The sequence below is a fragment of the Rugosimonospora acidiphila genome (assembly GCF_039543385.1).
Lineage (GTDB): Bacteria > Actinomycetota > Actinomycetes > Mycobacteriales > Micromonosporaceae > Rugosimonospora > Rugosimonospora acidiphila.
The window spans coordinates 46597-72940 of record NZ_BAABJQ010000021.1 but is presented as its reverse complement, the minus strand read 5'-3'; the positions used below and the strand labels follow the sequence as shown (position 1 = coordinate 72940).

Sequence of the window (26344 nt, the reverse complement as noted above, 5' to 3'; positions counted from 1 at the left end):
GGTTGCCCATGCCGTTCGGGTGACCGTCTGACCCCCGCCCACCGCCCCGCCGTCCCAGGCTCCGGGCCGGGGCCCGGGGATGAGGCGCCTCCGGCGATGCCGCGGCCGGCCCGGCCCGGTGGGTTCGGGCCGGGCCGGCCACGGTCGCCGACGTGCTCGCGGATCAATGCGCCTGCAGCAGGTAGATCTGCTGGGTCCAGTCCCGCTGCGTGCGCCGCGCCTGCCGGTCGCTGGTGAACACGACGACGCCCTGATCGGCGGCCGGCCAGGTCCCGTTGCCGGCGATGCTGAGCTGGGTCGGCGCGGTCCATCCCTTGTGGACGTCCAGCCGGGCGGTGAACACCTTCCACCGCCAGTCGGCCGCCCGGGTGTCATACCAGACCACCCGCACCGACCGGTCCGGATCCAGGGACAGCCGGGGACGCTGGCTCATCGCGTCCGGGTCCGGCGCCACGGTCTGGAACGGCGACCAGGTCTTCCCACCGTCGGTCGACCGGCCGTACCGCAAACCGATATTGGCGCCGGAACTCTGCAGGGCGCTGCTTTCCCAGACCGCCACGAAGGCGCCCTCGGCGTCGGCCAGCACGGACGGGTGACGGTCGGCCATGGTGGTCACCGCGCTGACCTGAACCGGCGCGCCCCAGCCCTGCCCGCGCTCCGGGCGGGTGCTGGCCAGGATCTGCCAGTTGTCGGGGTCGGTGCCGCTAGGTGCCTGGCCGGGCGCCGGGGTGTGGCCGGTCCACAATGGATCCGGGTCGAACCGGTCGTCCTGCCAGGCGACGAGCACCCGCCCGTCGCGCCCCACCGCGACCGACGGGAACAGCGAGGCGGGGAAGCGCGCTGACCGGGCGTCGGTACCGTCGCCGGGGCTGGTGGTCTTGCCGGTGGCCGACAGGTTGGCCGGGTCGCGGTCGAGGCCGACGACCTGCGCGTAGACGTCGAACGCGCCGCCGGTGTTGTCCGCCCAGGCGACCACCGGGTGCTCGGCGTCAAGCAGCGCGATGGCCGGGTGGATCGCCCGGCCGGTGCCGTGGGTCAGCCGGGTCTCGGGGTCGAACGAGTGCCCGCCGTTGCGGCTGTGCCGCAGGTAGATGGACGACCTGTGCGGCTGCTCCTGGCCGCGCTCGTCCGCCCACACCACCCACACGTCCCGGCCCGAGACCGCCACGCGGGGCGAGCGCGCGGTCGCGGAGTCGCCGGACAGCGTCACCGGCTTGGCCGGCTGGCCGTGCGGCGGCACCTGCCGGTACACCACCGTGGTCGACGAGCCGTCGTGTACCTCGGCCACCACGTGGGCGACACCGTCCCGCACGGCCACATCGGCGAAGCCCGCGAAGCCGCCGTCCTCGCCCAGCGCGACGCTCGCCCGGTCATCGCCCCGCGCCGGTGCCGGCAGCGGGAGCTCGGGCCGCGGGTCGGCCGGCCGCTTCACCGAGATGAACACCGGTGAGGTGGCGGCCCGTAGCTGGTCGGGCAGGGTCGGGTCGGCTTCGGCGCCGGAGGCCGCACCCGGGGCGCGGACCTCGACGCGGTACCAGGTCTGCGCGCCGGTCAGCCGGATCGGCACGAGGTGCGTCTCGTCCGCCGCGGAGGGGGTGACGGTGGCGACCGGCCCGGCCGAGCGCCCGGGCGAGGCGTACACCCGGACCGTGGTGCCGGCCCCCGACTGGATGCGCACCCGCAGGCTCGCCCGGTGCGGCAGGCGGTCGTCGTTGACGATGACCTCGTCGCCGCCCATCGCCTCGAACACGCCGTCGCCGTCGACGTCGGCCTCCAGCGTCACGAACGGCCCGGTGCGGCTGACGGACACCGTCGTGCGGCCGGCCCGCAGCCCGTCGAGGATGCCGCGCACCGAACGCTGCGCGGCGAAGACGTAGGTGGTCGGCTGGCCGGGGCCGGCGATGCCCCACAGCTCGCGGAAGTGGCAGTCGCTGGCCGCGGTCACACCGAACCGGAACCCACGGTTCCACCGGTTCTCCGCGTAGTCGATTTCAGCGTCCGGGTCGGAGGCGACGTTGTACACCTCCACCGTGTTCATGCCCTGCACGCTCGCGTTGTCGTTCGGGCCGTCCTCGGGCGTGTACTCGCCGTCGTCCGGGTGGGCCACCGACCAGATCGCGTTCTGGGCGTGCGCGTCCCACACCGACTGCTGCACGTGCCGGAAGGCCGCGGAACCGGCCGGGTTGGCCCCATCCACAATGGTGTCCACCGCGCCGAGGACGATCGCGTGCGGCGAGCCGTTGGCCTCCTCGCCCGGGATCAGCAGCAGCTTCGAGGACTGCCAACCGGGGTCCCACTGCTGGTCGTAGGTCCGGTGGTCGGTCAGCGGCATGAAGTCGAGGTCGGTCCGCTCGCCCTGGCCGATCTGGTCGGCGACCGGAAGGTTGCCCGGCAGGGTCTGGCCGGACTCCTGCCGGGGCAGGCTGCCGTCCGAGGAGTGGTCGTCGTGCACGTGGGTGTCCCCGGCCAGCCACACGCCCTTCGGCGCCTGCCGACCGGGACCGTCCGGCTTCTTGGCCCCGTCGGCATCGGCGGCCGAGGCGAACGCGGGCGTGGCGGTCAGCCCGGTCGCGGCCACTACGGTGCCGCCACTGATCGCCATGAGTTGCCGGCGACTCAGTTCCATCTTGTCGTTCCCCATTCTGCGTCGGGGGCGCGGGCCGACACGGCCGGTCAGACCGGGGCCGGTCCGCTCCGAGAAACGACCGACATATTGCCGATCCGGCATGCCGATCAAGTGCCGGTAACGGTAGCGAGCGTCCCGTGTGGAATGGGGATGGCGAGATGACGCGACCGTGACCGCGCCGTGAATTCGCCCGCTCCGGGCAGGCTGCTCCACGCGACCGGCCCCGTCGGGTTCGCTCGATTCAGGCGCTCACACCACTGGATGCCGGTACCGGCGGGACAGGCCCGAGAGGTCCGGCTCGCCGAACTCATCCACCATCGCCGCGAACCGCGCCACCTTGTCCTCGCCGAACCGCCGGACGCCGGCGGCGTAGGAGGCTGCCGACACAAACACCGGCGGGATCGTCTTGCTGTGAAACTTGTCCGCGTACATCACGAGTCGCTCCTCATCGGTCTCGGCCAGATAGTCGCCGGCCGGCAGCGGCAGCCCCTGCCGCAGCACGTCCTCCCGGCTGATGCCGACCCCGGTGTGATGCGAACAGAACCTGCGCAGCGACTCGGGCAGGCCGAGCTCGCGCAGCAGGGCGTCCCCCAGCACTCCGTGCCGGAGGTAGTTCTTCTGGTCGAGCTGGCCCTCCTGGTCGTACAGGCGGTACACCCCGATGTCGTGGAGCAGGCACCCCGCTCGGACCAGGCCGACGTCGACGGCCGAGCCGAGCCCGGCGAGCAACTGCTCCGCCACCGCGCAGACGATCTCGCAGTGGGTGTAGACGAGTTCGAAGGCGTCCAGGGTCGGCGCGTACCGCTCGTGCAGCGCCCGGATCTGCCCGTCGGTCGGAATCACCGTCCGCTGGCCGGGCTCCTCCGCCGCCGGCACGCCGGTCACCGACCGGACCGTCGGTCGTGCCCCGCCGGGGCGGACTCCGGCCGCCGGTCCGGCCGGGGGCGGCGGCTCGTCGTCATCACCCGTTGGCCCGGTCGGTCCCCTCGTCCCGCCCCCGCAGCCGCCGCTGCTCGCGCAGCACCTCGGCCTGCGTCTCGCGCTCGCGCTCCAGCCACGGCGGCGGGTCGGCGACGAGTTCCGCGATCTGTGCGGTCGTGAGCGGCTCCGTGATGCCCCCGCGGGCCAGCCCGCTGTTGGAGATCCGCAGGCGCGCGGCGACGACATGCCGCGGGTGCGGCCCGTCCCGGCGCAGGTCGACCAGCCAACCGGGCGGGTTGCGCCGCAGCTCGTCGAACTCCTCGCGGGACACCATGCGCTCCTGGAACTCCCGGGGCGTGGCGGGGAGGTATACCTCCAGCTTCAGCGCCGCCGTGGCGGACTTCATCATCTGGGGCTTCTTCGGCTTGTTCACTGAGCCAGGGTAACGGCCCGGTGAACTGCGGGCACACGACCCGGGCACGGTACCCTGGCCAGGTCTCGTGTCGTCACGACGCCGGTCCACGCCTGAGAGGTATCGTGCCCGAAGATCACCATTCGCCGGAGTTCCGCCTGCTGGTCGTGCCCGGTATCACGATCGACCGGTGGAGCCGCACCTGGGCGGAGCGGTTGCCGAGGGTGGAGCTGCGGCTGGTGCCGGCCGAGGCCGCCCGGGCCGGAGCGCTCCTCGCCGGGGAGGTCGACGCCGGGCTCGTCCGGCTGCCGGTCGACCGGGACGTGCTCGACGCCATCCCGCTGTACACCGAGGCGACCGTCGCCGTGGTCCCGCGCGACCACCTCCTCGCCGCGGCCGATGAACTGACCGTCGCGGATCTTGCCGACGAGACGCTGCTGTGGCCCCTGGACGACGTGCTGGACTGGGGCGGCGCGCCGGCCGCGCCCGCGGCCCCCGTCACGGACCGCCCCACCACGGACCGCCCCGCCACGACGGCCGCCGCCGTGGAGCTGGTGGCGGCTGGTGTCGGTGTCCTGGTCGTACCGCAGTCCCTTGCCCGCCTGTACCACCGCCGCGACCTCACCTACCGCACGGTAACCGACGCCCCGACGTCGTCCGTCGCGCTCGCCTGGACGCGCGAGCGCCACAACGACCTGGTCGAGGAGATGATCGGGATCGTCCGGGGGCGGACCGCGAACAGCACCCGGGGTCGCGCCCAGCCGGCGGAGGCGCCCGGCTCCCCGGCCGCCCGGACACCGACCGCCCGGACACCGACCGCGGGCCGGGACTCCCGCTCCACGCCGGGCGCGGGACGGACCGGCGCCCGCCCCGGCCGCCCGAACCCCCGCACGCCCCGTCGTCGCGGACGCTGACACCCCGGCGCGGACCGGACCGCCTCGCGACCACCGGAGGCGGTCGCATGCCCCCGCTATCCTCGACGGCACCCCAACCCCCTCCCCCGGAGGTCCGGCGATGTTCGGCAGAAGAGCTAAGCCGCCCGTGGTCAGGCTCGGCGGGCACGCGACCGTGCTCGCCGTCGGCGGCTCCACCGCGCAGACGCAGCAGGACGCGGTGAGCGCGCGGGTCAGGGTGCGGGTGGAGCTGGACGGCGGCGGTGGGTACGAGGTAAGCACCGCGTGGAGCGTGGCGATCGGGCAGTTGGCCCGGCTGAAGGAGGGCTTGCGGCTGCGCGTCGACGTCGAGGCCGACCGGCCGCAGGCGGTGCACCCGCGGGACGGTTGGGCGCACTTCGATGTCGTGAAGGCGCCCCGGGAGCCGAAGCTCCGGCAGTTGGCGGACGGCGACAACGATCCGCCCGACCCCACGCCGGCCGGCTGAGCCTCCGCGCGGCTGAACCGCGTGGCTGAGCCTCCGCGCGACTGGGCCCCGGGCGGCCAAGTCTCGCGCGGCTCAGCGTCCGGACGGCTGAGCCTCCGCGCCTCCGCGCCTCCACGCCTCCGGGCCGCTGGGCCGCTGGGCCGCTGGGCTTGCGGGCGCCGCGAGGAACGACGGCACCGCGACCACGCGGTAGCATCGACGGTCATCATCGGATACGGCGCGTCGATGCAACGAAACTGCAAACGATTGCTATTGACTGTTGCTGATGTTGGTGCGAGTTTCTTTCTGAGGAATGCGCTTTCCTACCTTCTCACCTAGGCCGCGTGAATTCGACACCGGCCGGCCTGGAGCACCCCTGCCCACCCGCCGGCGGGGCCTCCGATCCTGTCCATCGAGAGAGGTGACATGAAACTCGCACCCCGCACGGCCCGCCGCCGCTGGTGGATCCTCGGCCTGGCCTCGGGCATGGCCGGGTTGACCGCGACAGCGGTACTCGGCCTCGGCACGGCCGCCCTGGCAGCCACCCTGTTCAGCGACAACTTCGAGTCCGGACTGTCCAGCAGCTGGTCGAAGTCCGGCGGCACCTGGGCCGTCGCCACCGACGGCAACCAGGTGCTCAAGGAGTCCAGCTCGACCAGCGACCTGGCCCGCGACTTCAACGGCTCGACGAGCTGGACCGACTACTCGCTTCAGGCCTCCGTGAAGCCGCTCGCCTTCGGCTCGTCCGACGGCCTGGTCGCCATCTCGGCCCGCGCCTCGGGTTCGTCGAAGTTCTACCGGCTGGGGCTGACCAGCTCCGGCCAGGCGGTACTCCAGGCGTACGCCGGCACCTCCAGCGTCACCACGCTGGGCAGCGCCTCGGTCGGCGCGAGCGCTGGCACGTGGTACACGCTGCGCATCGACGTCGCCGGCAACACCGTGACCGGGTACGTCAACGGGCAGCAGGTTGGTTCCGCGACCAGCACGCTGTCCAGCACCGGCCGGATCGGCATGCAGACCTTCCACGCCAGCGGCGAGTTCGACAACGTCACGGTGACCTCGTCGGCCGGCGGTACCCCGACCGGGTCCCCGAGCCCCACCCACTCGGCGAGCCCGAGCCCCACCCCGAGCCCCACCCGAACGACGAGCCCGACGCCCAGCCCGACCGGCAGCACGAGCCCGCCGCCCACCAGCCCGCCCGGCAGCACGCTGTACGTGGCGCCGAACGGCACCGACGGCGCGGCCGGAACGATGACGGCCCCGACCACTCTCACCTCGGCCATCGCCCGCATCGGAAGCGGTGGGACCATCTACCTGCGCGCCGGCACGTACAACTTCTCCTCGACTGTCACCATCGCGACCGGCAACAACGGCACCTCAAGCGCCCGCAAGACGCTGTCCGCCTACCCCGGCGAGACTCCGGTGCTGAACTTCTCGGCCATGGCCGAGGCCGATGCGAACCGCGGCCTCGCCCTGGACGGGTCCTACTGGCACGTGTACGGCATCGTGGTCCAGGACGCCGGCGACAACGGCATCTTCGTCGGCGGCAGCAACAACATCATCGAGCGCGTGGTGACGCGCGGCAACCACGACACGGGGCTGCAGATCTCGCGGACCGCCTCCGACACGCCGGAGAGCCAGTGGCCGGCCAACAACCTCGTCATCAGTTCGGAGTCCTACGACAACGCCGACTCCGGCGGCGAAAACGCCGACGGCTTCGCCGCGAAGCTCACCGCCGGCCCCGGCAACATCTTCCGCTACGACGTGTCGCACAACAACATCGATGACGGTTGGGACCTCTACACCAAGACCGATACCGGCCCTATCGGCCCGGTGACCATCGAATACTCCCTCTCCTATGACCAGGGGACCCTCACCAACGGCACCCAGGCCGACAACGGCGACCGCAACGGCTTCAAGCTCGGCGGCGACGACATCCCGGTCAACAACATCGCCCAGCACGACATCGCCTACAACAACGGCAAGCACGGTTTCACCTACAACAGCAACCCCGGCACGCTGTCGATTTCGAACGACGTCAGCATCGACAACGCCGAGCGCAACTTCTCGTTCGACGAAGGCACCTCGGTGTTCCGGAACAACACCTCGTGCCGGTTCGACGTCGACGGGTCCAACGACAAGACCATCGGTGACGCCGACAGCTCGAACCAGTTCTGGACGGGCACGAACGGGTCCCGTTGCGCCACGTACAGCGGCGCCCTGGGCTGGTCCTTCGCCGCGAGCGGCCAGCTCGTCGTGACCTTCGGCGGTCACGCCGTGACGATGTAACCGACCCGAGGTCCCCGGTCGGCCCATCCGGTTCGCCGGACGGACCGACCGGGCCCGTGGCGCCAATTGGTCACGTCGATTGGTCGCGTCGATCGGAGGCGCCGCCCGCCGTCGCCCGGTGTCGGCCGGTTCGTGCCCGGGCACGCGACCTCGTCCCGGGAAGGAGGATTGGCCCAAACGGCAGTCCGGGCCCGACCCGGCCGCCTAAACTCGCACCAGGGACGACCGGTGGCCGCGATCGCCACACCGCGGGCGCTGGACGTGGCCGCCGGAGGGAGCAACCCATGCGGATAGGGCTGATCTCCACGCCGTGGACGCCGCTTCCGCCACCCGCGTACGGCGGCCTCGAGGCAGTGGTCGACAGCCTCGCCCGCGGATTCGCCGCCGCCGGGCACGAGCTGCTCGTGGCCGCGACGGGCGACAGCACCTGCCCGGTGCCCCTGGTCCCCGACTCCCCGCCGGCCGACCCCGGCGGCACCTGGCTCACCGAGGCCGAACTCGGCCAGGTTGTGCGCGCCTACGACGCGATGCGCGGGATGGACATCATCCACGACCACACGCTGGCCGGCCCGCTGTGTCTGCTGCGACCGCCCGACGTCCCGGTCGTCACGACCAACCACGGCCCGTACCGGCCTCAGCTGCTGCCCATCTACCAGGCGATGAACCGGCACGCCGCGATCGTCGCGGTCTCCCATCACCAGGCGTCCACCGCGACGGGAGTACACATCGCCCGGGTAATTCACCACGGCATCGATGTCGACGCGGTACCCGTCGGCGACGGGGCGGGCGGCTACTTCTGCTTCCTCGGCCGGATGAGCCCCCGGAAGGGTGTCCGGGAGGCGGCACTCGTGGCGCACAAGGCGGGCGTGCCGCTGCGTATCGCGGCGAAGATACAGGACTCGACCGAGCAGGAGTACTTCGACCGCGAGGTGGCCGGCCTGCTGGACTCCGACGTGGAGTATCTCGGCGAGTTGAACTCGACGGAGAAGTACGCGCTGCTCGGCGGCGCCACCGCCCTGCTGAACCCGATGCGGTGGCCGGAGCCCTTCGGCCTGGTGATGGTCGAGGCGCTCGCCACGGGCACCCCGGTGGTGGCCACACCGGCCGGCGCGGCACCCGAAATCGTCGATGACGGCGTCACCGGCTTCCTGTGCGAGGACGTCGACGCCCTGGCCGCCGCCCTGCCGCGGACCAACGGCCTGGACCGGCGGCGCTGCCGCCAGGAGGCGCGGACCCGGTTCGCCGCGGACCGAATGGTGGCCGAACACCTCGACCTGTACACGACGCTGCTCAACGGCAACGGCAACGGCAACGGCAACCGCGCCGCGCCGATGGCCTGGCAGGAGGGCTGGCACTACACCCTGCCCACCGGCTGGACCGGCCAATAGGCCCCGCTAGGCCATCGGCCCGTCCACCACAGCCACCACACCACCGCGGCGTCGCCGCGCCCGCTGAAGGTGCGGCGACGCGTGCCGGCGGGCGCGTGGTCGCCCAGGTCGCCTCGCCCGCGGGCGTTCCTCGGCCCCCGCGCCGCGAATCTCACCGCTTCTCCACGCATCTGAGGGGTTGACAGGCTGAATGATAGCGCTAACATTACGACCTGCTGATAGCGCTATCATTCCCGCCACTCGTCCTACGCAACTCTCCGGAAGTGCCACCCCGCAACTAGTTATGTAACTCGAGGAGTTTTTGTCGATGCGGAGAGTAAGAATATCTCTTGCCTTACTTGCGGTTCTCGGCGCCAGCGCGCTCGTCGCTGGCTGCTCCAGCTCCACCAGCTCGTCCGGCGATGCCAACAGCATTACGGTTTGGAGCCTTGAGGAGCAGCCCGACCGCCTGGCCAAGGCGAAGGCCGACGCCGCCGACTTCACCAAGCAGACCGGCATCAAGGTAAAGCTCGTCGGCATCAACGAGGACCAGTTCCCGCAGTTGCTGACCGCGGCCGCGGCGGCCGGCACGATGCCGGACGTCATCGGCGCGCTCCCGCTCAACGACGTGCGAACCATGTCGAGCAACCAACTCGTCGACACCAAGACCGCCACGCAGATCGTCAAGGATCTGGGGCCGGACACGTTCTCGAAGTCGGCGCTCGACCTGACCAAGGACGGCAGCACCCAGCTCGCGGTGCCCAGCGACGGGTTCGCGCTGTCGGTCATCTACCGCAAGGACCTGTTCGCGAAGGCGGGCCTGCCGGCGCCGAAGACCTACGCGGACCTGCTCAACGCGGCCCAGAAGCTCAACAGCCCGCAGATCGCCGGCTTCGTCGGCGGAACCAGCCCGAGCACCGCGTTCACCCAGCAATTGTTCGAATGGGTGGCGCTCGCGAACGGGTGCCAACTGGTCAATGGATCAGGCAAGGTAACAATTGACAGCAAGCAATGTGTTGACGCGTTCAATTTCTACGGAAACCTCATAAAGAATTACTCGGTGCCGGGTTCCCTGGACTCGACCGCCGTCAAGACGACCTACATGGCGGGCAAGGCGGCAATCACCATTTGGGCGTCATTCATCCTGCCGGAGATGGCCGGGCAGGACAAGGACATCATGCCGACCTGCCCGCAGTGCGCGACCGACCCGGCCTTCATCGCCAAGAACAGCGGCTTCGTCACCTCGTTCCAGGGGCCGGACGGCACCGCGCCGGTGCAGGGCGGCGACGTCACCTCCTGGGTCGTCACGTCGACCGCGAAGACCTCGCCGGCGACGAAGTTCGTCGAGTACTTCATGAACGACGGGTACCTGCCCTGGCTCAACCAGGCCCCGGAGGGCAAGTTCCCCACCCGGCACGGCACGCCCGACGACCCGCAGAAGTTCATCACGGGGTGGTCGAAACTGTCGACCGGCATCGACACGAAGGCACCGCTGTCGGCCTACTACAGCCAGGACGAGATCGCGGCGTGGCAGAACAGCGTTGACTCGTTCTCCCGGTGGGCGTTCACCGAGGGACAGGGCAACCTGATGGGTGCGATCCTGACCCAACTGCCGGTACCCAAGGCGATCAACGCCCTCGACAACGGCGACGTCAACGGTTCCGGCGCGGCCGCCCAGGCACAAAAGGCGGTCCAGTCGATCCAGAACAGCACCAAGTGATGAGCAAGCAGCTTGTGACGACCCCTGGCGGCGCGACCGCACCAGCGCCGCCGGGGGCGCCCCCCACCCAGCGGACCTCGACCGCCCGCCGCACAACACGGCCCGGAGGAATGCGCCGCAGCGAGGCGCGCGCCGGTATCGGGCTCATCATGCCCACGGTCGTCATCGTGATCGCGGTCGTCGTGCTGCCGATCGTCTGGAGCATCTCGCTGGCCTTCCAGCGGGTACGACTGCTCAATCTGCACACTGCCGGCTTCTTCGGCCAGTACACGATCGAGAACTTCAAGCTCGTGTTCACCTCGCAGGGCTTCGTGTCAACCCTGCTGACCACCGTGGCGTACTCCGTGCTGGGCACCGCGGCGTCGATTGCCATCGGACTGGTGGCGGCGCTCGCGCTGCGCCGCCGGTTCAAGGGGCGCGGGCTGGTTCGCTCGATCATGTTGCTGCCCTACGTCGCGCCGGTGGTCGCCGCGGCGTTCGTCTGGCAGGTCATGCTCAGCCCGCAGTTCGGCTTTGTCGACTACTGGGGCAAGCGCCTGTTCGGCTGGGACAAGCCGGTGGCCTTCCTGAGCCAGCAGACCAGCAGGGTGTCGATTTTCGGTCTGCACGTAGGGATCCCGCTGGCACTGATCACGGTCATCCTGTTCGAGGCGTGGCGGCAGTTCCCGTTCGCATTCCTGTTCCTGACCGCCCGCCTGCAGGCGATTCCGGAATCGTTGGAGGAGGCCGCGAAGGTCGATGGGGCCACCATCTCGCAGCGCTTCCGCTACGTGTTGTGGCCGCAACTACTCCAGACCATCGCGGTGCTGTCGGTACTGCGTTTCATCTGGACGTTCACCAAGTTCGATGACATCTACCTCCTCACCGGAGGCGGTGCCGGCACCGAGGTGATCAGTGTGCGGGTCTACAACTTCCTCACCGGAAACGGGGACATCGGCCTGGCCTCGGCCCAGGCGCTCGTGCTGGCCGTCGTGATGGCCGTCCCCGTTGGCTTCTACATGTGGCGCTTCGGCAGACGAGAAGAGCGGCTATCATGACGGCGACCGACACACGGCGGCCATCTCCCACCCCCGCGGGGACCCGTTCCCCACGGTGGACCCGGGACGGCTTCGAGATCCGATTCTTCGGCATAGCGCGCTGGGTCGTCATCGCCCTGCTGGTAGTCGTGACGGCCTTTCCGTTCTACTACATGGCGCTGCTGTCCATCCGCGATCTGGGCTCCGTGCTCAACAACCCCGGCGCGCTGTGGGTGGACCTGAAGCACCTGAACCTGAGCGCGTACAAGCGGGTCCTGGTATCGGTCTCCTCGGGTGGCGAGGGATTCCTCGGATTCATGCGCAACAGCGCGGTGCTTTCCTTCAGCACAGTGGCGCTGACCCTGCTGGTGTCGATACCAGGCTCCTACGCCATCAGCCGGCTCCGTTTCTTCGGCCGCAGGCAGGTCAGCGTCCTGTTCCTCGCCGTGTACCTGTTCCCGAGCATCATCCTGGCCGTGCCACTGTTCGTGTTCTTCACCCGGGTGAACATGCGCGGTTCGCTGGTCGCGGTGCTGCTGGTGTACGTGTCGCAGACCGTCGCGGTCTCCATCTACATGCTGCGCAACTACTTCGACACGATCCCGGTGAGCCTGGAGGAAGCGGCCGCGCTGGACGGGTGCGGCCGGCTAGCCACCTTGTGGCGGATCAGCCTGCCGCTGGCGATGCCGGCGATCCTGGCCAACGCCCTGTTCATCTTCATGGTGGCGTGGAACGAGTTCCTGTTCGCCCTGCTTTTCCTCGCCGATGACCGCAGCCGCTGGACGGTCTCGCTCGGCCTGTCCGAGCTGACCGGCAACAGCATCGAGATTCCCACCACGGTGCTGATGGCCGCCTCGGTGGTCACCACGATCCCAATCATCGTGCTCTTCTTCGCGAGCGAGCGCCTCCTGGCCGGCGGCCTCACCACCGGCGCCGAAAAGGGCTGAACGCCATGGAAGGGCTGAGGTCCGTGGAAGGGCTGAGGTCCGTGGAAGGGCTGACCCGGCGAAGGGATGACCCGGCGGGCGGATGACCGGGCCAGTGGCCAGGGCGCGGCCGGGCGAGGCGGGCGACGACGCGACGCCGGGCCGGCCGGATGGGTGGATACGACACGTGAATTTCCAGAAGGGCAGTTGTAGGTGCGAATTGAGCGCGTGACCCCGATTTTCATCGATCGCTACCTGTTCGTAGAGGTGGCGACCGACACCGGGCTCGTCGGGTTGGGTGAATCCGGTGCGTGGGGTCTGCAGGAGGGAACGGCGGCCACCATCGAGCGGTTCGCCGAGTACCTGGTCGGGCAGGACCCGCTGCGGATCGAGCATCACTGGCAGTACCTGTACCGATGGACGCATTTCCGGGGTTCGGTGGTGATGGGCGCGATCAGCGCTATCGACATCGCCCTGTGGGACATCGCCGGCAAGCACTTCGAGGCGCCGGTGCACGCGCTGCTCGGCGGTAAGGTCCGCCACCGGGCACGGGTCTACTCGCACGTGTTCGGCGAGACGACTGACGAGTTGTGCGAAGGCGTCGCCGACGCCCGGCGGAAGGGATTCACCGCCGTCGGTCACCTGACGCCGTTCCTGGACTCGCCGAGGGAGGAGCCCTACTTCGAGACCCATGCGCAAAAGATAAGCCGGGCGGTGGCCGCCGTGGCGCGCTACCGCGAGGCGGCCGGGGACGAGGTCGACCTGTGCATCGAGATCCACCGGCGGCTCGCCCCGTTCGAGGCGGTCCAGCTGGGCCTGGGCATCCAGCAGTACACCCCGCTGTTCCTTGAGGATCCCGTGCTACCGGACAACATCGACGACATGGCGTACGTGGCGTCCAAAATCAACATTCCGATCGCCACCGGCGAACGGTACACCTCCCTGTGGGACTTCCAGATGCTGCTGACCCGCGGCGGAGCACAGCTCGTGCGGCCGGACGTCTGCCTGGTTGGCGGGATCACCGGGGCCCGGAAGGTTGCCGCGCTGGCCGAGGCGTCACACATCGGCGTCGTACCGCACAACCCGCTCAGCCCGGTCTCGACGGCGGCCTGCCTGCAGATCGCCGCGACCGCGCCCAACTTCGTGCTCCAGGAGTTCCCGAACGAGTCGTGGGGTGACGGCGACGTCATGCGCCCCGAACCCACGCAGCTCGTTTCGGGCGCCGCGCAGCACGACGGGCAGGGCTTCGTACCCATCAGCGACGAGCCGGGCATCGGGGTCGCGCTGCGGCCCGACGCGGCCGAGAGGTTCCCGTACGCTAAGCGGCACATCCTCACCCGGCTGCATGTCGATGGCTCCGTTGTGGACCAGTAGCCGGCCGGCACGGGCGGGTCGAGGACGGCGACCGATGTACGCGCAAGCGATATACCCGCAACGGTATAGTGGCGGAGCCATGCGGCCCCGAAGGCGAGGATGAACCCCGGTGGCGAAGATTTCGGACGTGGCGCAGCTCGCCGGAGTGTCCCCGCAGACGGTGTCCCGGACCATCAACTATCCGGACCTGGTTCGGCCGGAGACCCGGGCGACGGTGGAAGCCGCCATCCGCCAGCTGAATTACCACCCCAACAACGCCGCCCGCACCCTGGCCACCCGCCGGAGCAAGACGATAGGTCTGATCAGCACCGGCGTGGCCGCCCACACCATCTCGAAGCGAATGCGCGCGGTTGACGAGGCCGCGCGCAGCGCGGGTTACCAGGTGAGCATCGCGAATCTGGACTCGGCCGACCGCGGTCAACTGTTGGCGGCCCTCGATGTGCTGCTGCGGCAGCAGATCGAGGGCCTCGTCCTGATCGCCGCCGACCAGGACGCGCTGGAGGCCATCCATTCCATCGAGCTGGACGTGCCCCTGGTGACCGCCGAGAGCAGCGGCCGGCCCGACCTGCACAGCGTCTCGATCGACCAGTTCCTCGGCGCCCGGCTCGCGGTGCGGCACCTGGTGGACCTGGGGCACCGTGAGATCCTGCACCTCTCCGGGCCGCTGCGTCACCTGGACGCGGTCGAGCGGCTGCGCGGGTGGCGCGCCGAACTGGAGACCCACGGACTGGCCGTGCGTGAACCGTTGATCGGCGACTGGCGGGCGGACAGCGGGTACACGGCCGGCATCCAGCTGGCCGACTCGCTCGACTGCACAGCCGTCTTCGCGGGCAGCGACGAGATGGCCCTCGGTCTGCTGCACGCGTTCCGGGACCGCGGGATCCGGGTCCCCGAGGACCTCAGCGTCGTCGGGTTCGACGATCTGCCGGGCGCGGCGCACTTCCTTCCGCCGCTGACGACGGTCCGGCAGGACTTCGACGAGCTCGCCCGCGGCGTCATCGCCACCCTGCTGGCGATGATGGACGGCACGGAGGTGGCCACACCGCTGCACACCGAGCCCGAGCTGGTCGTCCGGGAGTCGACCCGACCCCTGAGCCTCGCCCCCAGCTAAAGCGGCAAACTTTCTGGCGCCCGAGGCGCCCGTCCGGCCGCGCCATGCGTATGTAGATACGCGACGCGACCGACGAGGAGGTCAGGGTTGAACCGCACCGACAGCCCGGGCGGCCGGCCGACGGCGACGCGCGCCGCCCCCAACCCGCCTTCGGGCGCCACTGGCGTCCGGGAGCCGGAGCACGCCCGGGTGGCCGGGCTGGATGGGCTGCGCGGCCTGGCCGCACTGTACGTGGTGCTGTTCCACTGCTGGCTGCTGACCTTCCACGGGTTCCCGGCCAACCACGGCCCCTGGTGGCTGGGTTGGCTGCTGTACGGGCACCTCGCGGTGGTGTTCTTCTTCGTGCTGTCCGGCTTCTCGATGGCCATCTCGCCGGCCCGCGACGGGTGGCGGCCCGGCGGGGTGCTCCGGTTCGCCCGGCGACGTGCCTGGAGGATCCTGCCGCCGTACTGGGCCGCCCTGGTCTTCAGCCTGGTGATCGCGTGGACGGTGACGCCCCAGCCCCACTCCGGCGCGCCGACCGCCCGCACGTTGCTGGTCTACGGTCCGTTGCTGCAGGACGTCTTCACGGCACCGCTGCCCAACGGCGCCTTCTGGTCGATAGGGGTCGAGGCCGGGCTGTACCTGGTCTTCCCGCTCCTGCTGCTGATCCGTCGCCACGCCGGCGCGGCCACGACGCTCGCCGTGGTGACCGTACCGGTGGTCGCGATCGGCCTGGTCCATCCGACCGGTTCTCCGGTCAACCGGCTCACCGGCCTGACCCCGCTGTTCATCCCGGTCTTCACGATGGGAGTGGTGGGCGCCGGCATCGTCGTGGCGGGGCAACGCGCACGCCGGTCACCGTGGCCGTGGTTGGCCGGGCTGGCCGCCGCTCCGCTGCTGGCGCTGATGGTCTGGGGCGGCTCGGTCTGGACGGTGGACAACTACTACTGGATCGACCTGGCGGCCGGCCCCGCGATGGCCCTGCTTCTGGCGGCCGTGGCGACCCGGCGGCCGGCCCCGCTGGTGTGGCTGCTGGCCACCCGGCCGGTACGCGGGCTCGGCGAGTTCTCCTACAGCCTGTATCTCATCCACCTGCCCATCGTGGTGGTGGTCAGCCGGGAACTGGCCGGGCCGCACGTCGCCGCCGGCCTGCCGGCCTTCTGGGTCACCCTCGGTGCGGCGGTGCCGATCTCACTGGCCACGGCGTGGGCATTCTCGCGGGTCTTCGAGCTGCCGTTCCGGCGCTACCGCGGCTGGGGCCCGATGTGGGCGGCGGCGGGGGCCCGGGCGCGGCGGCCGGGCAACCCCGACCGCCGCTCGACCGCCCCGCCGCTCGACTCCCCACCGCTCGACTCCCCACCGCTCGACTCCCCACCGCTCGACTGCCCCGCCGGTCGGCGCGCGGACTGACTGTCCGCCCCCGCCGCGATCAGCCCTTGTAGTTGAAGACCTGCCGGAGGGTGTGCCGCACCTCGACAAGGTCGCGCTGGTCCGCCATCACCTGGTCGATCGACTTGTACGCGGCCGGGTGCTCGTCCACCAGGGCCTGCGCGCGGTCGGCGTTCCAGGTGCGGCCGGCCATCGCGGCGGCGAGGGAGGCGCCGGTCAGCTCCTTGCGTGCCCTGGCCCGCGACATGCGACGGCCGGCGCCGTGCGAGCAGGAGTGGTACGACGCCCCGTTGCCCAGGCCCCGGACGATGTATGAACGGGTGCCCATCGAGCCCGGAATCACTCCCTCGTCGCCCTCGGCCGCCTTGATGGCACCCTTGCGGGTAATCCACAACTGCCGGCCGTGGTGCCGCTCCTGCGCGGTGAAGTTGTGGTGGCAGTTGATGGTCCGTACCCGGTCTCCGTGGCCGACCACCTCGAACAGCGAAGCCACCACCGCCGCGTCCATCCGCGCCCGGGAAGCCAACGCGTACCGCTGCGCCCACAGCATGTCCCGGATGTAGCTTGTGAACTCCGGGGTGCCCTGCACGAGATAGGCGAGGTCGGGGTCTTCGAGCGTGATGAAGTACCGGCGCATCAACGCCTTGGCCGCCTCGATGTGCCGCTTGGCGAGCTGGTTGCCGATGCCCCGCGACCCGGAGTGCAGCACCGTCCAGACCCGGCCACGCTCGTCCAGGCACACCTCGACGAAGTGGTTGCCCGAGCCGAGCGTGCCGAACTGGGCCAGCACGGTGTTCTCCTGCTTGCCGTTCAGCTCGGTGCACGGCCGGCCGATCGTGGCGACGGCCTCGGCGGTCCGGCCATCCTCGTGGCCCTTGCCGAGCCCGGCCGGGATGCGCCGCTCGACGAGCGGCATCAGCGAGGACAGGTCATCCGGCAGGTCCGAGGCGCACAAGGTGGTCTCGGTGGCCACCATGCCGCAACCGATGTCGACGCCCACCGCGGCGGGGATGATGGCCCCCTCCGTGGGAATGACCGAACCGACGGTGGCGCCGATGCCGAGGTGCGCGTCGGGCATGAGGGCGACGGGTCCTGGCACGAAGGGCAGGCGGGCGGCGCGGGCCGCCTGGTCGATGGTGTCCTGCTCGATGTCGCTCGCCCACGAAAGGAGGTTCGGGGCTACCTGGCGGGGCACGATGTCGTCCTCTCTGTCCGTACCGGAACTGCCCCGCCAGTGTGATCTACCGGGCCGGGTTCACGCGCCCGATTTTCGACTTTCCCGCACCGAACCGTCCCGTCACTTCGACGGTTCGGCGGACGCCGTGGCCGGGTGGGGTACGGAGCCCGTCAGCGGGGTGGTGTCGAGGTATCTGAGTTCGTAGACGCGCTCCGTGAACTTCCATCCCTCGGCGGTGCGCCGGTAGCGGTCGTGGTAGATGCCGTAGTTCGAGTGTGAGCTGCCGTCACGCAGGCGCCCGAACTCCGAGATGTAGGCGCGGCCGGACGCGGTCTGCCCGTCGAGCCGGATCGTGCCCGGGTGGATGGTCTGCACGAAGTACTCCCACAGGTCCTGCAGCCGCCGCGCACCGGCCCGAATCGCCTCGCGGCCGACGGCCTCGGCGTTGGCCTCCGGGATCCGCAGCACACCGTCGGGCGTGAACAGCGACGCAAGGCGGTCGTAGTCGTGCATCGTCGCCGCATCGGTGAATTCGCCGCGCAGCGCCTCGATCTCGAAACGATCGGCGATGGCTTGAAGGTCGGTCATTGGTCTCCCTCGTGTCGCGGGTACGGTCGCGGCGGGGTGCCGCCCGGGCCGGGCTGTATGCCCTTATCAGTACGACGAGACGGTCGACCGCGATGTGAGGCCGCCCTCGACGACTCCGAAAGTTAGGCGCTAGCGTGATGTCATCCCGCTGACCGCCATCCGACGGCGCATTACATATCTTGACGTCTATCAATGTCTCAATCATCGTTGGGGCATGTCAGAAACGAATTCCATTGCGGGTTTTCGCAACAGACGACCTAATCTCTTCGCCGCGATCGTGCTGTCCGTCACCGTGGTCGGAACAGGGCTGGTCGCCGTCAAAGCCGCGGATGCGGGATCGGTACCCACGAAACCGGCGGCCGCGCCGGCGACCACCCCAACCCCCTCGCTGCCGAACACCTCTCCCTTCCCACCGACGGCGCCGACCGATCTGGTCGTCACCGCCATCACGTCCCACTCGATCTCGATAGCGTGGACCGCGTCGACCCCCGGCTGCTGCGCGATCACCGGATACGACGTCTCGTACCCGCCGGCGTTCAGCGACATCTGGTCCGAGACGTCCGTCGGGAACGTCACCTCGACCACGCTCACGAACGTCGTGCCGACCGGGCAGTACTCGATCGCGGTGGCCGCCATCGACAGCCTCGGACACCTGTCCGCGTCATCCAATGTGCTCACGGTGGTCACTCCGGCCTCGGACAGCGGCCCGGACATCATCCCGCCGTCGGCGCCGACCGATGTGCGGGTCATCGCCGGCGCCCCGGTCATGCTCGCCTGGTCGCCGTCGACCGACAACGTGGGCGTCACCGGATACGACGTCTACCGATGGGACGGCCTCTACGCCCCGGTGCTGCTGGGCACGACGACCGGGACGACGCTCGCGGTGACCCAGGCGACGCCCGGCCCGTTCAGCGTGGTCTTTGTTCGCGCGCGCGACGCGGCCGGCAACCGGTCGATCGCCGGCCGGCTGGACGGCCCTCTCCCGCCGCCCACCTCTCCCCCACCGCCGACCTCCGCCCCGCCGGCTCCCTCGCCCACGCCCTCGCCGACCTGTGGAGTGACCTACACGACCGTGTCGCAATGGCCGGGCGGCTTCGCCGCGACCGTGCGGATCGCCAACTCAGCGTCGAAGAGAGTCAACGGGTGGCGGCTCGCGTTCGCGTTCGGCGGCGACCAGCGCATCACGTCCGCGTCGAACGCCGGGTTCAGCCAGTCAGGCGCGAACGCCACGCTGCGCAACGGGGCCCGCGACGCGGTCATCCCGCCGCACGGCAGCGTGATCGTGAGCATCCGCGGCACGTGGCGGGCCAGCGACGCACCGCCGTCGACCTTCCGGCTCAACGGCAACCCCTGCGCCGGCGGCTGACCGCGTCGGCCTCACCACACCCCTGGAGTCTCTGATGTCCACGAAAATGTTCACGAGACCGCTGTACTTGGCGGTGCTCGCCGCGGTAGCCGCGGCCGGACTCGCGATCGTGTTCATGCCCGACGCGCAGGCCACTTCCGCGCCTCGGGTCGATCCGCTCACCGGCGCCCACGTCGCGAACCCCGCGGCCACGGACACCGAACCGCCGACGACGCCGACCGGCCTGGGCTGGTCGTTCCGCTGCGACACCACCAGCAGCACCGGAACCATCCTCATCACCCTGACCTGGACCGCGTCGACCGACAACGTGGGCGTCACCGGGTACGACCTCTTCGCCGCCCAGGGAGTCACGTCCGACTCGTTCGCTCTGATCGCCACCACCACGACGACCTCGTACACCACGCCCGTCTTCCTCGGCAGGCTCGAACTGCGGGCCCGCGACGCCGCCGGCAACACCTCGGACTTCACCGCACCGCGCCTGATCGCGCCGCCGCCCTCGCCGTGCCCGCCCCCGGGATCGGTGCCACCGGTCGACACCCAGCCGCCGACGATGCCGGCCAACCTGACCGCCTCGTTCAGCTGCGACGGCACCCGGGGCGAACTCATCACCCTGAACTGGGCCGCGTCGACCGACAACGTCGGCGTCACCGGGTACGACGTCTACGCGACCGGGAGTTCGTCCGGCTCGTTCGGCTTCGTCGCCACCGCCCCGACGACCTCGTACACCCAGGCCGTCGCCTTCACCAGGTATGAGGTTCGCGCACGGGACGCGGCCGGCAACACCTCGGCCTTCACCGCGCCCCTGCTGACCCTGCCGCCGCCCTCGCCGTGCCCGACCCACTCGGCATCACCGCCGCCGAGCCACGGCACCTGCTCCGCCAACTACAGCCTGGGCTCGACCTGGCCGAACGGCTTCCAGGGCCAGGTCACGGTGACCAACACCGGCAGCGACTCCACGAACTCCTGGACGGTCACCCTCACCTTCGCCAACGGCCAGACCATCACCCAGGTCTGGGGGGCGGGCACCACGAACACCGCCAGCCCCTACACGTTCAACAGCCTGTCGTACGACGCGACGCTCTCCCCTGGCGCGTCCACCACGTTCGGCTTTCTCGGTAGCTGGAGCGGCACCAACACCGCCCCCGTGGTGACCTGCGTCCGGACCCCGTAGTCGCCGACGTCGGCCGGGGCGCCGTACCGCGCCCCGGCCGCACGCCCGCTCCCCGTGCGCCCGGGCGGCGCCCGGACGTGCCGTCCGGTATCGGTGGTAAGGTGCCTTTCCGTGCAGGCCGCCGCAGAAACACCAGAATCCGTCGACCTGGCAGCGCTGGTCGCCGATCCCTACACCGCCTATGCCCGGCTGCGCGACGCCGGCCCGGTGCACCGGATCACCACACCCGATGGCTTGTCCGCCTGGGTCGTCACCGGGTACGACGATGTCCGGCAGCTGTTGGCCGATCCCCGGATGTCGCTGAGCAAGCGCAACGCGCGCCCCGGCGGCTACCGCGGTCTCGCACTTCCCCCGGCGCTGGACGCCAATCTCCTGAACCTGGACCCGCCCGACCACACCCGGCTGCGGTCCCTGGTCACCAAGGCGTTCACCGCGCGGCGGATCGCGGACCTCCGCGACCCGATCCAGCGGATCGCCGACCGGTTGCTGGACGCCAGCATTCCGCGGGGGCACGCCGACCTGATCGCCGACTACGCCGCACCCCTGCCGATCGCCGTCATCTGCGAGCTCCTGGGCATCCCCGAGACCGACCGAGGAGACTTCCGCGGCTGGACGGACGCCCTGATCGCCCCCGACCCGGCGCGGCCGTCGGCGGCGAAGGAGGCCGTCGGCAACATGCTGCGGTTCCTGCACCAGCTGATCGCGCACAAGCGCACGCGGCACGCCGACGACCTGCTCTCGACCCTCGTCGAGGTGCGCGACGGCGGGGACCGGCTCACCGAGGACGAACTGACCTCGCTGGTGTTCCTGATCCTCTCCGCCGGGTACGAGAACGTCGTGCACCTCATCGGCAATGGCACGCTCGCCCTGCTTGAGCACCCCGACCAGCTGCGGACGCTGCGCGAGAAGCCGGAGCGCCTGGAGGGCGCGGTCGAGGAGCTGGCCCGCTTCGACGGGCCCGCCCCGCTGGCCATCCGCCGCTTCCCGGTCGAGGACGTGACGGTCGGCGGGGTGACCATCCCGGCCGGCGAGACGGTTCTGCTCTCCATCGCCTCGGCCAACCACGACCCGCGGCGCATCCCGCAGCCGCAGCGCCTCGATCTGGAACGGGAGCGGTCGGCGTCCGGGCACCTCACATTTGGTCAGGGCATCCACTACTGCCTGGGCGCGCCGCTGGCCCGCCTGGAGGTCACCATCGCGCTGGACACGCTGCTGCGGCGCCTGCCGCACCTCGCCCTCGGCGTGCCGCGCGAGCGGCTGCGCTGGCGGCCGACCATCCGCGCGCGCGGGCTGCTCGCCCTGCCCGTGACGTTCTGAGGCGCGGCGGACCGAAGATTTTTGCATAAAAGATTCCAAGGAGTAGGCTGCCTCGGGCGAGCCGTCGCACCCGTATGGGGCCGGCGCGCGTGGTGGTCGCTCGGCAATGCCAGCCGCGCGACCGGCGGCCCCCTGAGAGGAAATCGTGGCACGTTACCCCGGTCGCGGACTGCACGGACAGGCGGTGCACGAGCTCGGGGGCAGGGTGGTGCGCGGAGAGTGGGCGCCCGGGCAGACCATCTACCCCGAACAGCTCGAGGCCGAGCTGGGCGTTTCGAAGACGGTCGTCCGGGAGGCATTGCGGGTGCTGGGCGCCAAGGGCCTGGTCGACTCCCGCCCCAAGCGCGGCACCTTCGTGCGCGAGCGCAGCGAGTGGAACCTGCTCGACAGCGATGTCCTGCAATGGCAACTGCTCGCCGGTGCCTCGGACAATCTCCTGGCCGACCTCGCCGAGCTGCGCGTCATCGTGGAGCCGGCCGCGGCGCGCCTCGCCGCCCGGCGACACACCGCCGAGGACGCCGAGCGGCTCGGCTCGGCCCTCGACGCGATGGCCGCCGCCGAAGGCGACGCCGAAGCCGCCATCGCCGCGGACCTCGACTTCCACCGCGCGCTGCTGAACGCCGCCCACAACGAGCTGTTGCAACGCATGGACGTGGTACTCACCAACGCGCTGGGCGCACGCGACCGGCTGGTCCACCAGCAGGGCGACGCGTGGGCCGACCCCACCCCGATGCACGCGGCCATCCTGGAGCGGATCCGGGCGCGTGACGCGGAGGGCAGCGCCGCGGCCACGCTCGAGCTGCTGGCCAGCGCCGAGGCCGACGCCGAGCGGGTCCGCGGGCAGGCGCGCGAACCGAAGCCGGGCGGGACTCAGAAGTCCTGACGGGGCGTCCCGACCGTCCCGATGGCTTCGGCCGCCAACTGCGTGTCCTCGTACAGGTGCAGTCGTACGATCTGGCCGTCCCGCACGGTGAGGTGCATGGCCACCGGCGTGCCGAACCGACGCCCGTTCGCCTTCACCGTGTGCGTGAAGTGGCCCAGCGCGACCGCGTCGGCGCCCTCCACGACAACCTGGTCGATGGCGACTTCGCTCTCACCCGCGACAAATACCGGCCACATGGTGATGAAATATTCGGGAACCTGCTGCCGGCGAGAGCGGCGCCCCGCCCACGGGATGTCCTCGCGGCCCGGTACGAACCAGTCGATCTCCTCGGCGAAGAGGTCTGCGACCCGATCGGCATCGCGCTCGCCGAGGAGGCGGAAGAACGTCTCGACCGTCGCGCGGGTGCTGTGCGGGCCGTTTTCACTCGACATAACTGTTTCTCCTTATCATCGAAAAGACTAACTCCGGACTGTCCTGGGTGGACAGACACCGTTGAGGTGCGCGGGGAGCTGGCCGAGATCGGTGATCCGTGGCAGCCCGGGTCGCCCGGCCACGCCGTCGCGGTCCAGCCAGATCCCGACGAGCCCCGCGGCCACCGCGCCGGCGGCGTCGAGATCGGGGTCGTTGCCGACGTACAGGACTTCACTCGGGTCCAGATTCAGCGCGTCGCACGCCCCGTGGAAGGCGGCGGCCTCGGGCTTGGACGCGCCGAGTTCGGCCGAGCACAGTACGGCCTCGAAGTACTGGCGCACCCCGAGGATGCCCAGCTTGCGCTCCTGGTAGGCCAGGCTGGAGTTGGACAGGACGGCTTGCCGGTAGTCGCCCGCGAGCCAGTCCAGCGCCGCGAGGCTGTCCGGAAAGAGGGCCCAACCGGCCTCGAAGTGGGCCACGTACCGCTCGAACCACGAGTCCGCCTCGGCGTTGTCCAGGTCCGCTCCGAGGAATCCTCGGACCCGCGCCCGGCGCTGCCCCTGGAAGTCGGTGTCCCGCGCGGCGAACCTGGCCCAGTGCAAATCCGTCTGGGCTCGCCAGTGCCGCAGGGCGTGGTCGACGGAGGGGAACAGCTCGGTCAGCCCCTCGGCCGCCAGGTGGTTCCGGATGCCGACGCGGTCCGCGCCGGTGTAGTCGAACAGAGTGTCGTCGACGTCCCAGAGCACGGCGCGGATCGTCATGGGGTTTCCTTTGTCGCGGAGGGATGTCGGGGAGCAGTGGTGGCGCGCCGGACCCGCTGATCGGACCCGCTAATCGGACCCGCTGCGGCGGGTGCGGCTAGGCGCCCGGCGAATAGTGGCCGGGGACCATCCGGGTGGACACCCCGAGGCGGTTCCACGCGTTGATCGTCGTTATCGCGACGATGAGTCGGGCCAGCCCGGTCTCGGTGAACTCGTTCGCCGCTCTGGCATAGACCTCATCCGGAACGCCTCCGTCCGTGAGCACGGTGATCGCCTCGGTCAGCTCGATGGCCGCGATCTCCTCGGCCGTGTAGAAGTGTCTCGACTCCCGCCACGCGTCGAGCTGGATGATGCGCTGCGCCGACTCGCCGGCCGCCATAGCGTCCTTGCTGTGCATGTCGAGGCAGAAGGCGCAGCGGTTGAGCTGCGAGGCGCGGATCAGGACCAGGTTGAGCAGGGTCGGATCGAGGCCCTGCCGCGCGGCCGTGTCGAGACGGACCATGGCCCGGTACGCCTCGGGAGCGAGTTTGTCCCATTCCAGCCGTGGAGCGTGTTCTGGTAGCTTCTGCCCGCTGCCGGGATCGCCAGAGGTGGTCATGCGCCCAACGCTAGGCACCGATTGGTCGCCAGATCTGGTCCAGTTCAGGGGAGAATTGCTGGGCCAATCTCACTCGGCGGCGGCGTCTCCCGCCGATGGCATCACCGCGCACAGCGCGTCCAACGCGCCCGCCCACGCGCTGTTCGAGGGGGCCGCGTAGTTGACGACCAACGCGTCCCGCAGCGGTAGCTGCGCGCCGGAGCCCGCCACGTCATAGCGGAACTCCGCCATCCCGCTGACCGCCAGGCCCTGCCGGGCCGCCGCCTCGACGACCGAGCTCTCGGTTCCGGGCGGAAGTTCGAGGACCATCTGCAGCCCAGCGGCGATGCCGGTCACCCGGATGCCGGGCGCCCGCCGCGCCAGGGCGGCGACCAGTTGGTCGCGGCGTCGCCGGTAACGCAGCCGCATCGAGCGCACCTGACGGTCGTACTCGCCCGAGGCGATGAACTCCGCGAACGTCAGCTGCTCCAGCGCGCTGGACACCCAGTCGGCCTGCCCCTTCGCCGCCACGATCTCCGGGACCAGATCCCTGGGCAGAACCATCCAGGCCAGCCGCAGCCCCGGCGCCAGCGACTTGCTCACCGTGCCGAAATACACCACCCGCTCCGGGTCGAGGCCCTGCACGGCGCCGACCGGCTGACGGTCGTACCTGAACTCTCCGTCGTAGTCGTCCTCCAGGATCAGGCCGCCGGTGGCCCGCGCCCATTCAACGGCCGCCGCGCGCCGATCCCGGTGCAACACCACCCCCGTCGGAAACTGGTGCGCGGGCGTCAGCAGCACCGCGCCGACGCCACGCAACCGCACCAGGTCGTCGGTACGCGCGCCACGCTCGTCCACGTGGAGGGACGGGGTACGCAGGCCGGCGCTGGCGAGCTGGTCCCGAGACACGTCGAGGCCGTACGACTCGATGGCCACCGCCGGTACCTGCCGTGCCTGGAGCACCCGGGTGATCAGCATCAGCCCGTGGTGGAACCCCGAGCAGATGACCACCCGCTCCGGCTCGGCGTGCACCCCACGGGCCCGGGTCAGGTAGCCGGCGAGCGCGGTGCGCAGTTCGACCCGGCCGAGGGCGTCGCCGAGGCCGAAGGCTTCGTGCGGTGCCGCGGTCAGCGCGCGGCGGGCCGCGGCGAGCCACTGCTTGCGGGGAAACTCCGAGAGGTTTGGCGAACCCAGCAGCAGGTTGTACCTGGGGCCGCCCTCGGCCGGCCTCGTACGGACCCCGGCGGGCGTAGCGCCGACCGGCTCGGCCCGCCTGGCCACCCGGGTCCCGGAGCCCTGCTGGGCGGTGAGCCAGCCCTCGGCGACCAGTCGAGCGTAGGCGTCCACCACCGTATTGCGGGCGATGCCAAGATCGGCGGCGAGCGATCGGGAGGACGGCAGGAGTGCACCGGGCGCCAGGCGCCCCGTGCGCACCGCCTCCCGCAGGGCGTCCGTGAGCCCGACGCGCAGCCCGGGCCCGGTCAACTCCAGGTGCAGGTCGATCCCGAACGCCGAGGGCGGAGGCACCGCCGAGGGCGGAGGGATCGCCGAGGAGGGAGTCGCCGAATTGGACCCTGGATCCGCCACAAAACTGGACCCTA

General features: G+C 70.5%; 23 protein-coding genes. 14 read left to right on the top strand and 9 right to left on the bottom strand.

Annotated elements, in window-relative coordinates; all coding sequences use genetic code 11:
• Nucleotides 1-163 precede the first annotated feature (163 nt).
• From ABEA87_RS29205 to ABEA87_RS29195, 3 genes are all read right to left on the bottom strand, one after another.
• Nucleotides 164-2626 carry a CehA/McbA family metallohydrolase gene (locus ABEA87_RS29205; RefSeq protein WP_345635026.1) on the bottom strand — a complete coding sequence of 821 codons (2463 nt, stop codon included), beginning with the start codon at nt 2624-2626 and terminating at the stop codon, nt 164-166.
• A gap of 249 nt (nt 2627-2875) precedes the next feature.
• Entirely contained in the window at nt 2876-3511 is a 636-nt protein-coding gene (locus tag ABEA87_RS29200; RefSeq protein WP_345635024.1) for an HDIG domain-containing metalloprotein, read from the bottom strand.
• A gap of 76 nt (nt 3512-3587) precedes the next feature.
• Nucleotides 3588-3980: a DUF5997 family protein gene (locus ABEA87_RS29195; RefSeq protein WP_345635022.1), complete on the bottom strand. Its 393-nt coding sequence runs from the start codon at nt 3978-3980 to the stop codon at nt 3588-3590.
• Nucleotides 3981-4084: 104 nt separating this feature from the next.
• Between ABEA87_RS29195 and ABEA87_RS29190 the strand changes: the two genes are divergently transcribed.
• From ABEA87_RS29190 to ABEA87_RS29145, 10 genes are all read left to right on the top strand, one after another.
• Entirely contained in the window at nt 4085-4873 is a 789-nt protein-coding gene (locus tag ABEA87_RS29190) for a LysR substrate-binding domain-containing protein (protein ID WP_345635020.1), read from the top strand.
• A 100-nt stretch (nt 4874-4973) separates the two neighbouring features.
• Nucleotides 4974-5339 (top strand): hypothetical protein, encoded by a 366-nt coding sequence (locus ABEA87_RS29185; protein ID WP_345635018.1) that lies wholly within the window; start codon nt 4974-4976, stop codon nt 5337-5339.
• A 405-nt stretch (nt 5340-5744) separates the two neighbouring features.
• Nucleotides 5745-7607: a family 16 glycoside hydrolase gene (locus tag ABEA87_RS29180; protein WP_345635016.1), complete on the top strand. Its 1863-nt coding sequence runs from the start codon at nt 5745-5747 to the stop codon at nt 7605-7607.
• A gap of 284 nt (nt 7608-7891) precedes the next feature.
• Nucleotides 7892-8995 (top strand): glycosyltransferase family 4 protein, encoded by a 1104-nt coding sequence (locus tag ABEA87_RS29175; protein ID WP_345635014.1) that lies wholly within the window; start codon nt 7892-7894, stop codon nt 8993-8995.
• Between the two features lie 307 nt (nt 8996-9302).
• Nucleotides 9303-10694, top strand: coding sequence for an ABC transporter substrate-binding protein (locus ABEA87_RS29170; RefSeq protein ID WP_345635012.1), 1392 nt, complete (start codon nt 9303-9305; stop codon nt 10692-10694).
• Nucleotides 10695-10843: 149 nt separating this feature from the next.
• Nucleotides 10844-11731, top strand: a complete 888-nt coding sequence (locus ABEA87_RS29165) for a carbohydrate ABC transporter permease (RefSeq protein WP_345635010.1) — start codon at nt 10844-10846, stop codon at nt 11729-11731.
• Nucleotides 11728-12657, top strand: coding sequence for a carbohydrate ABC transporter permease (locus ABEA87_RS29160; RefSeq protein ID WP_345635008.1), 930 nt, complete (start codon nt 11728-11730; stop codon nt 12655-12657). Before ABEA87_RS29165 ends, ABEA87_RS29160 begins: the two co-directional genes overlap by 4 nt.
• Nucleotides 12658-12864: 207 nt before the next feature.
• On the top strand, nt 12865-14010 hold the full coding sequence (locus tag ABEA87_RS29155) for a mandelate racemase/muconate lactonizing enzyme family protein (protein WP_345635006.1): 1146 nt from the start codon (nt 12865-12867) through the stop codon (nt 14008-14010).
• Nucleotides 14011-14119: 109 nt separating this feature from the next.
• Nucleotides 14120-15121: a LacI family DNA-binding transcriptional regulator gene (locus ABEA87_RS29150; protein ID WP_345635004.1), complete on the top strand. Its 1002-nt coding sequence runs from the start codon at nt 14120-14122 to the stop codon at nt 15119-15121.
• A gap of 87 nt (nt 15122-15208) precedes the next feature.
• Complete coding sequence (locus ABEA87_RS29145) at nt 15209-16513, top strand: acyltransferase family protein (protein ID WP_345635003.1); 1305 nt, start codon at nt 15209-15211, stop codon at nt 16511-16513.
• A 19-nt stretch (nt 16514-16532) separates the two neighbouring features.
• On the opposite strand, the gene ABEA87_RS29140 is transcribed toward ABEA87_RS29145, so the two are convergent.
• A complete protein-coding gene (locus ABEA87_RS29140) occupies nt 16533-17687 on the bottom strand; it encodes an RtcB family protein (RefSeq protein WP_345635001.1) in 1155 nt (384 codons plus the stop codon).
• A 102-nt stretch (nt 17688-17789) separates the two neighbouring features.
• Nucleotides 17790-18257 (bottom strand): nuclear transport factor 2 family protein, encoded by a 468-nt coding sequence (locus tag ABEA87_RS29135; RefSeq protein ID WP_345634999.1) that lies wholly within the window; start codon nt 18255-18257, stop codon nt 17790-17792.
• A 214-nt stretch (nt 18258-18471) separates the two neighbouring features.
• Between ABEA87_RS29135 and ABEA87_RS29125 the strand changes: the two genes are divergently transcribed.
• From ABEA87_RS29125 to ABEA87_RS29110, 4 genes are all read left to right on the top strand, one after another.
• Nucleotides 18472-19623: a cellulose binding domain-containing protein gene (locus ABEA87_RS29125; protein WP_425570974.1), complete on the top strand. Its 1152-nt coding sequence runs from the start codon at nt 18472-18474 to the stop codon at nt 19621-19623.
• 34 nt (nt 19624-19657) lie between these two features.
• Nucleotides 19658-20794: a cellulose binding domain-containing protein gene (locus tag ABEA87_RS29120; RefSeq protein WP_345634997.1), complete on the top strand. Its 1137-nt coding sequence runs from the start codon at nt 19658-19660 to the stop codon at nt 20792-20794.
• 111 nt (nt 20795-20905) lie between these two features.
• The gene (locus tag ABEA87_RS29115; RefSeq protein WP_345634995.1) at nt 20906-22111 is read left to right on the top strand and encodes a cytochrome P450 family protein; all 1206 of its coding nucleotides are present in this window, start codon (nt 20906-20908) and stop codon (nt 22109-22111) included.
• A gap of 145 nt (nt 22112-22256) precedes the next feature.
• Nucleotides 22257-22994: a FadR/GntR family transcriptional regulator gene (locus ABEA87_RS29110; protein WP_345634993.1), complete on the top strand. Its 738-nt coding sequence runs from the start codon at nt 22257-22259 to the stop codon at nt 22992-22994.
• On the opposite strand, the gene ABEA87_RS29105 is transcribed toward ABEA87_RS29110, so the two are convergent.
• From ABEA87_RS29105 to pdxR, 4 genes are all read right to left on the bottom strand, one after another.
• A complete protein-coding gene (locus ABEA87_RS29105) occupies nt 22982-23425 on the bottom strand; it encodes a nuclear transport factor 2 family protein (protein WP_345634991.1) in 444 nt (147 codons plus the stop codon). The genes ABEA87_RS29110 and ABEA87_RS29105 overlap by 13 nt on opposite strands.
• A gap of 27 nt (nt 23426-23452) precedes the next feature.
• Nucleotides 23453-24166 carry an HAD family hydrolase gene (locus tag ABEA87_RS29100; protein ID WP_345634989.1) on the bottom strand — a complete coding sequence of 238 codons (714 nt, stop codon included), beginning with the start codon at nt 24164-24166 and terminating at the stop codon, nt 23453-23455.
• Between the two features lie 97 nt (nt 24167-24263).
• Nucleotides 24264-24764: a carboxymuconolactone decarboxylase family protein gene (locus ABEA87_RS29095; protein WP_345634987.1), complete on the bottom strand. Its 501-nt coding sequence runs from the start codon at nt 24762-24764 to the stop codon at nt 24264-24266.
• 69 nt (nt 24765-24833) lie between these two features.
• Nucleotides 24834-26270 carry a MocR-like pyridoxine biosynthesis transcription factor PdxR gene (pdxR, locus tag ABEA87_RS29090; RefSeq protein ID WP_345634985.1) on the bottom strand — a complete coding sequence of 479 codons (1437 nt, stop codon included), beginning with the start codon at nt 26268-26270 and terminating at the stop codon, nt 24834-24836.
• Nucleotides 26271-26344: the final 74 nt, after the last annotated feature.